The sequence below is a fragment of the Spiribacter roseus genome (assembly GCF_002813635.1).
Taxonomy (GTDB): domain Bacteria; phylum Pseudomonadota; class Gammaproteobacteria; order Nitrococcales; family Nitrococcaceae; genus Spiribacter; species Spiribacter roseus.
In genome coordinates this window covers 1329049-1342103 of record NZ_CP016382.1, presented here as the reverse complement: position 1 = coordinate 1342103, position 13055 = coordinate 1329049, and the positions used below count along the sequence as shown (strand labels likewise).

The 13055-nt window shown below is 67.8% G+C and carries 13 protein-coding genes; 11 read left to right on the top strand and 2 right to left on the bottom strand.

What is annotated here, in order from left to right; genetic code table 11:
* Nucleotides 1-6 precede the first annotated feature (6 nt).
* On the top strand, nucleotides 7-576 hold the full coding sequence (efp, locus tag BBH56_RS06540; RefSeq protein WP_148122328.1) for an elongation factor P: 570 nt from the start codon (nucleotides 7-9) through the stop codon (nucleotides 574-576).
* A 7-nt stretch (nucleotides 577-583) separates the two neighbouring features.
* Nucleotides 584-1531 carry an EF-P lysine aminoacylase EpmA gene (gene epmA, locus BBH56_RS06535; protein WP_148122327.1) on the top strand — a complete coding sequence of 316 codons (948 nt, stop codon included), beginning with the start codon at nucleotides 584-586 and terminating at the stop codon, nucleotides 1529-1531.
* Here the strand turns inward: epmA and asd (BBH56_RS06530) are convergent.
* Both asd (BBH56_RS06530) and BBH56_RS06525 read right to left on the bottom strand, forming a co-directional pair.
* Nucleotides 1490-2392, bottom strand: coding sequence for an archaetidylserine decarboxylase (gene asd, locus BBH56_RS06530; protein WP_318262514.1), 903 nt, complete (start codon nucleotides 2390-2392; stop codon nucleotides 1490-1492). The genes epmA and asd (BBH56_RS06530) overlap by 42 nt on opposite strands.
* A complete protein-coding gene (locus BBH56_RS06525) occupies nucleotides 2389-3048 on the bottom strand; it encodes an SCO family protein (protein ID WP_157809119.1) in 660 nt (219 codons plus the stop codon). Before BBH56_RS06525 ends, asd (BBH56_RS06530) begins: the two co-directional genes overlap by 4 nt.
* Nucleotides 3049-3110: 62 nt before the next feature.
* On the opposite strand from BBH56_RS06525, the gene prmB reads away from it, so the two are divergent.
* The 9 genes from prmB (at nucleotide 3111) to truA (ending at nucleotide 13046) form a co-directional block, all read left to right on the top strand.
* Nucleotides 3111-4049 (top strand): 50S ribosomal protein L3 N(5)-glutamine methyltransferase, encoded by a 939-nt coding sequence (gene prmB, locus BBH56_RS06520; protein ID WP_144348088.1) that lies wholly within the window; start codon nucleotides 3111-3113, stop codon nucleotides 4047-4049.
* Nucleotides 4050-4054: 5 nt separating this feature from the next.
* The gene (gene aroC / locus BBH56_RS06515) at nucleotides 4055-5158 is read left to right on the top strand and encodes a chorismate synthase (RefSeq protein ID WP_148122324.1); all 1104 of its coding nucleotides are present in this window, start codon (nucleotides 4055-4057) and stop codon (nucleotides 5156-5158) included.
* 3 nt (nucleotides 5159-5161) lie between these two features.
* On the top strand, nucleotides 5162-6337 hold the full coding sequence (locus tag BBH56_RS06510) for an MFS transporter (protein WP_144348090.1): 1176 nt from the start codon (nucleotides 5162-5164) through the stop codon (nucleotides 6335-6337).
* Nucleotides 6338-6407: 70 nt separating this feature from the next.
* Nucleotides 6408-7817 carry a 3-isopropylmalate dehydratase large subunit gene (leuC, locus tag BBH56_RS06505; protein WP_069134267.1) on the top strand — a complete coding sequence of 470 codons (1410 nt, stop codon included), beginning with the start codon at nucleotides 6408-6410 and terminating at the stop codon, nucleotides 7815-7817.
* 3 nt (nucleotides 7818-7820) lie between these two features.
* Nucleotides 7821-8474 (top strand): 3-isopropylmalate dehydratase small subunit, encoded by a 654-nt coding sequence (leuD, locus tag BBH56_RS06500; RefSeq protein WP_148122323.1) that lies wholly within the window; start codon nucleotides 7821-7823, stop codon nucleotides 8472-8474.
* On the top strand, nucleotides 8471-9550 hold the full coding sequence (gene leuB, locus BBH56_RS06495) for a 3-isopropylmalate dehydrogenase (RefSeq protein ID WP_148122322.1): 1080 nt from the start codon (nucleotides 8471-8473) through the stop codon (nucleotides 9548-9550). Before leuD ends, leuB begins: the two co-directional genes overlap by 4 nt.
* Nucleotides 9551-9580: 30 nt before the next feature.
* Nucleotides 9581-10693, top strand: coding sequence for an aspartate-semialdehyde dehydrogenase (gene asd / locus BBH56_RS06490; protein ID WP_069134151.1), 1113 nt, complete (start codon nucleotides 9581-9583; stop codon nucleotides 10691-10693).
* Entirely contained in the window at nucleotides 10693-12249 is a 1557-nt protein-coding gene (locus BBH56_RS06485) for a type IV pilus assembly protein FimV (protein ID WP_148122321.1), read from the top strand. Before asd (BBH56_RS06490) ends, BBH56_RS06485 begins: the two co-directional genes overlap by 1 nt.
* Nucleotides 12246-13046 carry a tRNA pseudouridine(38-40) synthase TruA gene (truA, locus tag BBH56_RS06480; protein WP_148122320.1) on the top strand — a complete coding sequence of 267 codons (801 nt, stop codon included), beginning with the start codon at nucleotides 12246-12248 and terminating at the stop codon, nucleotides 13044-13046. The genes BBH56_RS06485 and truA overlap by 4 nt, the downstream gene beginning before the upstream one ends.
* Nucleotides 13047-13055 lie beyond the last annotated feature (9 nt).

The window sequence follows — 13055 nt, the reverse complement described above, 5'->3', positions numbered from 1 at the left end:
GAACGAATGGCGACGTACAGCACCAATCAGTTCAAGTCGGGCCTGAAGCTGCTGCTCGACGGTGAGCCCTACTCGATTGTCGAGAATGAATTCGTCAAGCCCGGCAAGGGGCAGGCATTTAACCGGGTGAAGGTGCGCAACCTCAAGACCGGCAAGGTGATCGACCGTACCTTCAAGTCGGGCGAGAGCGTTGAAGCCGCCGACGTGATGGAAACCGAGATGCAGTATCTCTACAACGACGGCGAATTCTACTACTTCATGGCCCCCGAGACCTTCGAGCAGCATGCCGCCCCCGAGGCCGCCGTGGGCGACAACGGCAAATGGCTCAAGGAGCAGGACACCTGCAACGTCACGCTGTACAACGGCGAGCCTCTCTCGGTCGAGCCGCCGCCGCATGTCACGCTAGCCGTTTCCCAGACCGACCCGGGCATGAAGGGTGACACCAGCAGTGGTGGCAGCAAGCCGGCCACGCTCGAGACCGGGGCCGTCGTACAGGTCCCGCTGTTCATCCAGGAAGGCGAGATCCTCAAGGTCGATACGCGCTCGGGCGAATACGTCTCGCGCGCCAAGGACTGACCGCCCCTTGGTCGCGGGGGCGGACTGGCGGCCCAGCGCCTCGCTCCAGGCGTTGCGCCAGCGCGCCGGGTGGCGGGCGCGGCTGCGCCGCTTCTTTGACCAGCGCGGCGTCATCGAGGTCGACACCCCGCTGCTCGCCGCCACCGGGGTCACCGATCCCGCCATCGACTGCCTGCAGGAGTCGGCCAGCGGATACTGGCTGCAGTCCTCGCCCGAGTACGCGATGAAGCGCCTGATCGCCGCCGGCCTGGGGGACTGCTATCAGATTACTCCGGCATTTCGGGCGGGGGAGCTGGGGCGCTGGCATAACCCCGAGTTCACACTGCTCGAGTGGTATCGCCTGGGCTACAGCGCCGACGACCTCATGGACGAGCTCACGGCGCTGACCGATTGCCTGCTCGGGCCCGCTCCGATCCGGCGATACACTTACCAGGCGGCCTTCGAGGCGGCCGGTCTGCCGGATCCGCTGACTGCATCCATCGATCAGTTGACCGCCGCCGCCCGGACCCGGCCGGCCGCCTGTCCACTGCCTTCGGGCACCGACCATCGGGTTCTGCTCGACTGGCTGTTCAGCCAGGTGGTCGCCCCACAGTTGCCGGTGCGGTGCTTTGTCACGCACTACCCCGCCGATCAGGCTGTCCTCGCGCGGCTCGATCCCGCGGATTCCCGGCTCGCGGAGCGATTTGAGCTGTTCATCGGGGGCGTGGAAATGGCCAACGGGTTTCGGGAATTGACCGATGCGCGGGCGCTGCGTGAGCGTTTTGAGGCCGATCAGGCGGTGCGCCGGGCCCGTGGTCAGCCAGTCATGGCCATTGATGAGCGACTGCTCGCGGCAATGACCGCCGGAATGCCGGATTGTGCCGGCGTTGCCGTGGGCCTGGACCGGATGTTCGCCCGTGCCGCTGGCGCCGAGTCAATCGCGGAGGTGATCGCCTTCCCCTGGACCCGCGCCTGAGTCTTCGGCCGCGCGGGTTTCCGCCAGCGCCTGACCCATCCGCAGCGGCTGCTCGAGGCCGATGGTCGGGGACCACCGCACGTCCGGGTCGGCCAACAGCAGGATTACCGTCGACCCCAAATTGAAACGCCCCATCTCGGCGCCCGCCTCGAGGGTCAGCGGGTAATGTCGAAAGTCCCAGCTGCGGATGCGCTGCCCCCGGGGCGGGGTCACCTCGCCGCTCCAGAGGGTCTCGATGCTGCCAACACCGATGGCGCCGACGAGGACCATGGCCATCGGCCCCGCGGCGGTGTCGAACAGGGTCACCACCCGCTCGTTGCGGGCGAACAGCCGGGAGACGTGTCGGACCAGCGGCGGCGATACCCCGAACAGCCGCCCCGGGATATGCAGCATCCGCTGCAGCGATCCGGTCATCGGCATGTGGACGCGATGATAGTCCCGCGGCGAAAGATAGAGGGTGGCAAAGTGGCCGTGGCGGAACGGCCCGGCAAGCTGCGGGTCGCCGCCCAGCAGGTCATCAACGCTGTAGTCCTGGCGCTTGGCCTGGATCAGCCGCCCGTCGCTGATCGGGCCATGCTGGCTGATGACACCGTCCACGGGGCTGACGATCCGGTTTTCGCCTTCGGCGAGGGGCCGGGCCCCGGGCGCCAGCGGCCGGGTGAAGAAGGCATTGAAGCTTACATAGGCGTTGGGCTCGCTGGCCGCCGCCTCGCCGCAGTCAACGCCGTAGATCCGGGTGAAAAGCCGGATGAGCTCGTTCTTCCACGGCCGCCAGCGCCAGCGGGCAAGCCCATGAACCACCCGCGAGAGTCGATGCTGGGGCAGCAGCGCGACGATCAAGCTGAACAATCGCCCCATCATGAGCGGCCCTCCGATGGATACTGCCCGCGGATCCGCCGGAACTCGTCGGCCAGCACATCGCGGCCATGGGGGGGCTGCCAGAGCGCCCGCAGCCGACCCTGCGGATCGATCAGCAGGATGGCGGCGCTGTGATCGACCGCGTAGTCGCCCTCACTGTCGGGCTCGTGCAGGGTGTAGCTGATGCCCAGTGCCGAGGTCAGCCGGTCGATGGCATCACGTTGACCGGTCACCCCGATGAAGTCGTCGCTGAAGTGCTCGACATAGGTCTCCATGGCCGCCGGCGTATCGCGCTGCGGGTCGACGCTGACGAAGACAACGCCGGGCAGGCGCTCGACGTCCGCCTGTTCCAGACGCTCGAGGGCACCCGCGAGGGTTGCCAGGGTCATCGGGCAGACGTCGGGGCAGTGGGTGAAGCCGAAGAACAGGTACTGCCAGCGCCCCTCGAAATCCGACGCGGTCCAGTCCCCACCGTCGTGATCGGTCAGTGTCACGGCCGGCAGGTCGCGGGCCTCAGGCAGTACCGTGCCCACCGCCTCATCCGGGTCCAACCGCTCGGGCGGCGCATCGGACGGCCACAGGGCCGTGAGCGCGCCGGCGATCAATGCCGTTGCCAGCGCCACACCCAGTGCCAGTCGGATCGGGGATACGTTCATCATCGGTGTATTATGCCACTTTCCGGCGGCGGTCATGACCCGGCGAGCCTGATAAACTGCCCGCTATGGAATCATCGTCAACCGATCCGCTGCGCACCGTGGGCGATTTCGTGCGCTGGGCGGCCAGCCGTTTTCAGGCGGCAGGCGTGCATTACGGCCACGGCACCGACAACGCCATTGATGAAGCCGCCGCGCTGGTGCTGGGCAGCCTCAGCCTGCCGGCGGATCTCCCGGCGCTGTATTTTGACGGCGCGCTCACGGGTGACGAGCGCGAGCGGTTGTTTGCCCGCATCGACGAGCGCGTCCACCAGCGCCGTCCCGTCCCCTATATTCTTGGCGAAGCGTGGTTCTGCGGACTGGTCTTTGGGGTCGATGAGCAGGTGCTGATTCCGCGCTCGCCCATTGCCGAGCTGATCGAATCAGGCTTTGCCCCGTGGGTGGATCCGGCGCGGCTGCGGCGCATCGCCGATGTCGGCACGGGGAGCGGCTGTATTGCCATCGCCACGGCCCTGGCGTTGCCGTCGGTGCAGGTCGATGCGCTGGACTGCTCACCGGCGGCGCTGAACTGGACGGCGCGCAATGCCGAGCGCTACGGCGTTGGTGATCGGGTCCGGGCGCAGGCGTCGGATCTGCTGGACGCCATCCCCAGCGAGCCGCTGCTGGATCTGATCGTCAGTAATCCGCCCTACGTCGATGCGCCGGCGATGGCCGCGCTGCCGCCGGAATACCGGCATGAACCGCGCGATGCGCTCGCGGCGGGCGAGGATGGCCTGGATGCTGTCCGCCGACTGTTGCCCCAGGCCGCGCAACGACTGACCGACCACGGCGTGCTGATCGCCGAGGTAGGGCACGGCGCTGCGGCCTTTGAAGCCGCCTTCCCCCGTCTGCCGGTTACCTGGCTCGAGTTCGAGCGCGGCGGAGAGGGCGTTTTCATGGTCGACGCCGATACCCTGCGAGCGGCGGCCGCGGCCGGCGAAATCCCACGACTGAACGGAGACGACTGACTCCCATGTCCGGAAATACCTTTGGCCGACTGTTCACGGTCACCACCTTCGGCGAAAGCCATGGGCCCGCCCTGGGGGCGGTCATTGACGGCTGCCCACCCGGGCTTGCCATCGATGAATCCGACCTTCAGCGTGATCTTGACCGGCGTAAGCCGGGCACCTCGCGGCATACCTCCCAGCGCCGTGAGGGCGATGAGGTCCGCATCCTCTCGGGTGTGTTCGAGGGCCGCACCACCGGTGCGCCCATCGGCCTGCTGATCGAGAATATGGACCAGCGCTCGAAGGATTACTCGGCGATCAGCGAGCTGTTCCGCCCCGGGCATGCCGATTACACTTACTGGCAGAAATACGGGATCCGCGACTACCGCGGCGGGGGTCGCTCGTCGGCCCGTGAAACCGCGGTGCGGGTGGCCGCCGGCGCCATCGCCCGGCGTTACCTCCATGCCCGTCTGGGCATCGAGATCCGCGGCTGGCTCAGCCAGCTCGGCTCGATCGAGCTGTCCCTCGAGGACTGGGCAAGCGTGGATGACAATCCGTTCTTCTGCGGCGAGCCGGGGCGCCTGCCCGAGCTCGAGGCGTATATGGATGATCTGCGCAAGTCCGGCGACTCAGTGGGGGCGTCGGTGGGCGTGCTGGCCCGCAATGTGCCACCGGGCCTTGGCGAGCCGGTCTTCGATCGGCTCGATGCCGATATCGCCCATGCGCTCATGAGCATCAATGCGGTGCGCGGGGTGGAAATCGGGGACGGCTTCGCGAGTGCCGCCCAGAAAGGCACCGAGCATCGCGACGAAATGACCCCTGAAGGATTCCTGTCGAATCACGCCGGCGGCACGCTGGGGGGGATTTCCACGGGTCAGGATGTGGTGGCGCGCATGGCGCTCAAGCCCACCTCGAGCATCCGCCTCCCCGGTCAGTCGGTGGACATCCACGGCCAACCGCAGGAGGTGGTGACCACCGGCCGCCATGACCCGTGTGTGGGGATCCGTGCAACGCCGATTGCCGAGGCCATGCTGGCGCTGGTGCTGATGGATCACTATCTGCGCCATCGCGGCCAGAATGCCGATGTCGACTCGGGGACGCCGGTCATCCCCGCACAGCCAGGCGGTTAAGCCATCGGCGGTCTTCCTGCGGTACCGGCCATCCGGCTGTCGGCCTTCTATCTCGCCTTCTTCGGAGTCCTCGGGGTGCTCTCCCCCTACTGGGGGCCCTACCTGAAGGCCCAGGGGTTTGATGCGGCCGCCATCGGCACCCTGATCGCGCTGATGCACGGCACCAAGATCATCGCCCCCAACCTCTGGGGCTGGGTGGCGGACCATACCGGTCACCGCATCCGTGTCATCCGGCTGGCCAGCATCGGCGCGCTGATCTGCTTTTCGGGGGTGTTCGCGGCCGGCGGCTCGTTTGCCGCGATGGCCGCCGTGATGATCGCGTTCAGTTTTTTCTGGCATGCCGCCATGCCCCAGTTTGAAGCCAACACGATGAACCACCTGACCGGTCAGACCCATCGCTATCCACGGATCCGGCTCTGGGGCACGGTCGGGTTCATGGCCTCGGTGCTGGTGGTGGGCGAGGGCATCGACCGGGTGGGCGTGGGCGTCGTCCCGGTGGTATTGGTCGGGCTGTTCGCCGCGCTCAGCCTGGTCAGCCTCAGCGTGCCCCAGGCCGGACAGGCCAGTGACTCGGCCGATGGTCAGGGGCTGCTCGCCGTGCTGCGCCAGCCCCAGGTGTTCGGGCTGCTGATCGCCTGCTTTCTGCTGCAGGCGAGCCACGGACCGTTCTACGCGTTCTACAGCATCTATCTACAATCCCATGGTTACAGCGCGACGGCCATCGGGCTGCTCTGGTCCATCGGGCTGATCGCCGAGATCGGCGTGTTCCTGCTCATGCCCCGCTGGCTGCCGCGCTTCGGACCCCGCCGGCTGCTGACCGTGGCAATGCTGCTGGGCGTGGTGCGCTGGCTGCTGGTGGCGCGGTTTCCCGAAGTGGCCGCCACCCAGGGGTTCGCCCAGCTGCTGCATGCCGCCACCTATGGCGTCTATCACGCCGCGGCGATCTCGTTGATCCACCGCTACTTCACCGGGGGGCTGCAGGGCCGCGGCCAGGCCCTGTACAGCAGCATGACCTTCGGCGCCGGGGTGTCACTGGGGAGTTTCGTGGCGGGCAGCCTGTGGGACAGCGCCGGTGGAGCGCAGACGTTCTATCTGGCCGCGGGGCTGGCGGCGGTCGCGTCGATGGTCGCGTTCAGCGTTGTACCGGCCCGCGACCGGCTGTATGCGGCGCGCGCTTAACCGCCGCTGGCCGCCGGCGTATACTATTGCTGGAATATGACCAATCCGAATGGCCGGACAAGAGGATCTCATGGGCGGTAAAACCCTCTACGACAAACTCTGGGATGCCCACGTCGTCCGCGACAACGGCGACGGGACGGCACTGCTGTATGTCGATCGCCAGCTCGTGCACGAGGTGACATCGCCTCAGGCCTTCGAGGGCCTGAGACTGGCCGACCGCCCGCTGTGGCGGGTCGATGCCAATCTGGCCGTGGTCGATCACAACGTCCCGACCACCGGGCGCGCCAGCGGCATCGCCGATCCGATCTCGGCGCTGCAGGTGGACACCCTCAGCCGCAACTGCCGCGAGTACGGCATCACCCAGTTCGGGTTGATGGACCGGCGCCAGGGGATCGTGCACATCATCGGTCCCGAGCAGGGCGCGACGCAGCCGGGCATGACCGTGGTCTGCGGCGACTCGCATACCTCCACCCACGGCGCCCTCGGGGCGCTGGCGTTCGGTATCGGCACCTCCGAGGTGGAGCATGCACTGGCCACCCAGACCGTGGTGCAGGCGCGCTCGAAGCGCATGCTCATCCGGGTCGACGGCCAGCCCGGCCCGGGCGTGACCGCCAAGGACATCATGCTGGCGATCATTGGCAGGATCGGCACCGCCGGTGGCACCGGTTATGCGGTGGAGTACGGCGGCGAGGCCATTCGGTCCCTGCCCATGTCCGGTCGCATGACGATCTGCAATATGTCCATCGAGGCCGGTGCGCGCTGCGGCATGGTGGCGGTGGACGACACCACGATTGAATACGTCCGCGGCCGGCCGTATGCACCGACGGGCGGGATGTGGGAGCAGGCGGAGGCCTACTGGCGGACGCTGGTCAGCGACGAGGACGCGGTGTTCGACCGGGTAGTCACGCTGGACGCCGCCGAGATCAAGCCCCAGGTCTCGTGGGGGACGTCGCCCGAAATGGTGGTGTCGGTGGACGGTGTGGTCCCCGACCCGGCTGACGAACCCGACGAGACCCGGCGCGCCGGCATGCAGCGGGCGCTGGAGTATATGGGCCTCACGCCGGGGACGCCGATGCGCGAGATCCGTCCCGAGAAGATCTTCATCGGCTCCTGCACCAACGCCCGGATCGAGGATCTGCGCGCGGCGGCCCGCATCCTGCGCGGCAAGCGCCTGGCGCGGAGCATCCGCGAGGCGATGGTGGTGCCGGGATCCGGCCTGGTTAAGTGGCAGGCCGAGCAGGAGGGCCTGGATCAGGTGTTCAAGGAAGCCGGGTTCGAATGGCGGGACGCCGGCTGCTCGATGTGTCTGGGCATGAACCCGGATCGTCTGAGCCCCGGCGAGCGTTGCGCCTCGACCTCCAATCGCAATTTCGAGGGGCGCCAGGGCGGTGGCGGCCGGACCCATCTGGTCAGTCCCGAAATGGCAGCGGCGGTCGCCGTGGCCGGTCATTTTGTCGACGTCCGAGAGCTGGAGCACTAGACAATGGAGCCATTGACCCGCGTCGAGGGGGTTGTCGCCCCCCTCGACCGATCCAACGTGGACACCGATGCGATCATCCCCAAGCAGTTCCTGAAGTCGATCCATCGCACCGGGTTCGGTCCCAATCTGTTCGACGAATGGCGTTATCTGGACGAAGGACAGCCGGGACAGGACTGCAGTGATCGCCCGCTGAACCGGGATTTCGTCCTCAACCAGCCGCGCTACCAGGGGGCGAGCATCCTGCTGACGCGGGCCAACTTCGGCTGCGGCTCGTCCCGCGAGCACGCGCCGTGGGCGCTTGCGGATTTCGGCTTTCGCGTGCTGATCGCGCCCAGCTTTGCCGATATCTTCTACAACAACTGCTCCAAGAACGGCATTCTCCCGCTGACCCTGCCCGAGGAGACCGTCCAGGGCCTGTTCGAGGCGACTTGGGAACAGCCCGGCTATGCCCTGACCGTTGATCTGCCCGGCCAGTGGGTGGCGACGCCGGAGGGAACCCGTCACTCCTTCGAGATCGATCCGCACCGCAAGCACATGCTGGTGGAGGGGCTGGATGAAATTGGCGTCACCCTTGAGCACGCCGATGCCATCCACGCCTATGAGCAGCGCCAGCGCATGGTCACGCCGTGGCTGTTCAGCGATATTGAGGCGTCATGACGCATCGAATTCTGCTGCTCCCGGGCGATCACATCGGCCCCGAGATCGTCGCCGAGGCCGACCGTCTGCTGAGGGCCCTGAGTGCGGATTTCGGCCTGGATGCCGAGCTTGAATACGCCCACCTCGGCGGCTGCGCGGTGGATGCCGAGGGTGATCCATTCCCGGCCACCACGCGGCGGCTCGCGGAATCCGCCGATGCGATTCTGCTGGGGGCCGTGGGCGGGCCACAGTGGGATGATCGGCCGCGGGATCAGCGTCCCGAGACCGGTCTGCTGAAGATCCGCTCGACACTGGGGCTTTTCGCCAATCTGCGCCCGGCCATGCTGTTCCCGGAGCTGGCGGCGGCCTCGTCGCTGCGGCCCGACGTGGTTGCCGGTCTGGATATCCTCATCGTGCGCGAGCTCGTCGGTGGTATCTACTTCGGCCAGCCCCGCGGGCTCAGGACCCGCGATGACGGGGTGCGGGAGGGTTTCAACACCCTGGTCTACGGCGCCGACGAAATCGAGCGGATCGGTCATGCCGCCTTCCAGGCGGCGGCCCGCCGTGGCGGACGCCTGTGCTCGGTGGACAAGGCCAATGTGCTTGAGTCGAGCGAGCTCTGGCGCGGGGTGATGACTGACCTTGCCGCCCGTTACCCGCAGGTCGAGCTCAGTCACATGTACGTCGACAATGCCGCCATGCAGCTGGTGCGCGATCCCAACCAGTTCGATGTCATCGTCACCGGCAACCTGTTCGGCGATGTGCTCTCGGACTGCGCCGCCATGCTGACCGGCTCCATCGGCATGCTGCCGTCGGCGTCGCTGGATGACGGCGGGCGCGGGCTCTACGAGCCGGTCCACGGGTCGGCGCCGGATATCGCGGGTCGCGGCCTGGCCAATCCGCTGGCGACGCTGCTGTCGGTGGCGATGATGCTGCGCCACAGCCTTGATGAGGCGGCGCTGGCGGACCGCGTCGAACAGGCGGTTGCCAGAGTGCTGGCGGACGGGTACCGCACGGCCGATCTGGCCACCGATCCGGCGCGGGCGGCCGACACCCGCACCATGGGTCAGGCCGTGGTCAACGCGCTTTATCAATAGCGATTCATTCGAATTTTCTCTGGGGGATGCATGAACAAGGTAGGGCTGATCGGATGGCGCGGCATGGTGGGCTCGGTGCTCATGGACCGCATGCGCCGCGAGAATGACTTCGCCGACATCGAGCCGGTGTTCTTTTCCACTTCGCAGACCGGACAGCCGGGGCCGGATGTCGGCAAGCCGGTGCCGGCGCTGCGCGATGCCCATTCCATCGAGGCGCTCGCGGAGATGGACATCATCGTGACCTGTCAGGGCGGTGATTACACTGGCGCGGTCTATGACGATCTGCGCCGCACCGGCTGGCAGGGCTACTGGATCGATGCCGCCTCGACCCTGCGCATGGCCGAGGACAGCATGATCGTCCTCGATCCGGTCAATGCCGGGGTGATCCGTCAGGGGCTGAGCGACGGTGTGCGCACCTTCGTCGGGGGCAATTGCACGGTCAGTCTCATGCTCATGGCGCTTGGCGGGCTGCTGGAACATGATCTGGTGGAGTGGATTTCGCCGATGACCTATCAGGCGGCATCAGGCTCCGGCGCCCAGCACATGCGCGAGCTGCTGCGGCAGATGGGGCATCTGCACGCGGCGGCGGGCACGCGGCTGGCCGATCCGGCGGGCGCTATTCTGGATATCGACCGCGACGTCAGCGAGGCGCTTCGCAGTGCCGAGTACCCCGCCGATCAGTTCGGCGTGCCGCTGGCCGGCAGCCTGATCCCCTGGATCGATCGGGCAATGGATAGCGGTCAGAGCCGCGAGGAATGGAAAGCCGGGGTCGAGACCAACAAGATCCTGGGCCGGCGGACCAATCCGCTGCCCATCGACGGCCTGTGCGTGAGGATCGGCGCCATGCGCTCACACGCCCAGGCCCTGACCATCAAGCTGCGGCGTGATGTGCCGATGGCCGATATCGAAACGCTCCTGGCCGAGGCCAACGACTGGGTCCATGTCGTCCCCAATGAGCCCGCCGCCAGTCAGCAGCAGCTCACGCCGGCAGCGGTCAGTGGCGGTCTGGATATCCCGGTGGGGCGCTTGCGCAAGCTGGCGATGGGGGACGACTACCTGTCGGCCTTCACCGTGGGGGATCAGTTGCTTTGGGGCGCCGCGGAGCCGCTGCGCCGCATGCTGCGGCTGCTGGTGGAGGACTGATGCGCCCCGCGATCGCGCTGGCCGGGCTGTTGCTGGTGGCGCTGCCATCGGCATCGGCCCTTGAGCTGGGCGATCTGCAACTGGCCTCGGCCCCTGACGAGCCACTGCGCGGGCACATCACCATTCGCGAAACCGGGCCGGTGGCGCTCAGCGCGCTCGACGTCACCCGGGCCAGCGATCGCGGGCATGCCCGGGCAGGGATCAATCCTTCCACGCTGCCGCCGCGCCTGACCCTGCAGCAGGAGACGTCCCCGGCGGATCGAATCCGGGTCACCACCGCCGCGCCCACCGCCGTGTCCGAGCCGGGCGGGACGCTGGAGTTTCTCGTCCGTCTGCGCTGGCCGGACGGGCAGTTGCTGCGCCGTTACCGCATCGCCAACGAAGGTGGCCGGCTGCAGGCCAGCCCGGCGTCCAGCGCCCGATTCGGCCCGACCCGCTCCGGGGATACGCTCTACAGTCTGGCCCAGCAGTTGCGCCCACCGACAGTGACCAACAATCAGATGATGCTCTCGCTGCTCGCGGAAAATCCCGCCAGCTTCAGTGCCGATAACGTCAACGCACTCAGGCGTGACAGCTATCTGGCGGTGCCGCGTGGCGAAGCGCTGCGGTTCCCGGACGAGCCCACGGCCACCGAGCGGGTGCGTGCCCAGGGCCGGTCCTGGCAGGCCGATGGCGGGGCAAGCACCGTGACCGGGTCGGCCTCGACGACATCGACCGCCCCGCCGTCATCGCCGGTACCCCGGCTGCAGTTGCTGCCACCGGATCCGCGGCTGACCGGGTCGGGATCGGGGGATGTCGGCGAGCGGCTCGACGCGGCGCTGGAGCCGCTGGAGGCACAGCTCCAGCGACTCGAATCGTCCAATGCCGAGCTCAGTCAGCAGAACCGCTCGCTCCAGGCCACGCTCTCGCGGCTTGAAGCCGATCTCTCGCGGCTCGAGGCGCAAAGCGCGCAACCGGCGCCCACGCCCGACCCGCCGGCACCCACCGAAACACTGACGGCCGGGCAGGTGAGGGCGTGGCTTGAAGGGCATGCCCGCGCCGCGCTCGCCAATCCCGTCGTCACGCTGCGCCGGCCAGCGGTGCAGTGGACTCTCGGGGCAACGGCACTGGTGCTTTCGCTGATCCTGCTGGGGCTTGTGCGGCGTCGGCGCGCGCGCGAGAACACCGCATCCGCCATGCCGAACAGCTGGCGGCCCGCCGGCGGTCGGGTCGAGCAGAGCGCCGGGGTGGCCGAGACCTCGCTGGGCGAGCCGCGGGTGCGCCCGCTGGATGAGGCGCCCGAGGATCCACTCGCCCAGGCCAGCGAGCGGATTGCCCATGGCCGGCTCGAGGCCGCCCAGGCAATGCTGGACGAGGCGTTGGGCGAGGCGCCGGACAGCATCGATCTGCGCCTGAAGCTGCTCGACGTGCTGGCGATGCGCTCAGACCGGTCCGGCTTTGAGGCCGAGGCGCATGTCCTTCGGGCCCAGCTTGACGATCCCGATGACGAGCGCTGGCGGACGGTGGCCCGCAAGGGACGGGCGCTGTCACCGGATCATCCGCTGTTCCAGGCATGACCCGGGTGGTGCTCGGCGTCGAGTACGACGGCAGCGCGTACAGCGGCTGGCAGCGTCAGCACCACGCGGATACCGTCCAGGCGCGACTGGAGCAGGCACTGGCTGTGGTGGCCTGTCATCCGGTGACCACCGTGGCAGCCGGGCGGACCGATGCCGGCGTGCATGCCTGTGAGCAGGTCGTGCATTTTGACACCCACGCCACGCGTCCGGACCGGGCCTGGGTCAGGGGGGTGAATACGCATCTGCCGGGCGGCATCGGCGTGCGCTGGGCGGTGCAGTCAGTGAGCGGGTTTGATGCCCGGCGCTCGGCGGCGTCACGGCGGTATCGCTATCTGCTGGTCGACCGGCCGACGCAGCCGGTGCTGCTGCGCAATCGTGTGGGCTGGACATGGCGGTCGCTGGCGGTTGAACCGATGCAGCAGGCCGCCGTCGCGCTGCTCGGTGAGCACGACTTCAGCAGTTTCCGTGCCGCGGGCTGTCAGGCCCATCACCCGCATCGCCGGGTGGATGCGCTTGGCATCCACCGGCGCCACGGAGTGCTTGTTTTTGATATCCGCGCGAACGCCTTCCTGCATCACATGGTCCGTAATATGGTAGGAACGCTCATGCGGGTGGGCGCCGGCGACCATCCCCCCGACTGGGTGGGGCAGGTGCTGGCAGCCAGGGATCGCCGGCGCGCGGGCGTGACGGCGCCGGCCGCCGGGCTGTATCTGGTGGGCGTTGACTATCCGGCGCGGTTTGGCCTGCCGGTGCCGCCGAAGGGGCCGGTTTTTGCCCTTGATGAGGGCGATGAGTAAACTATGACT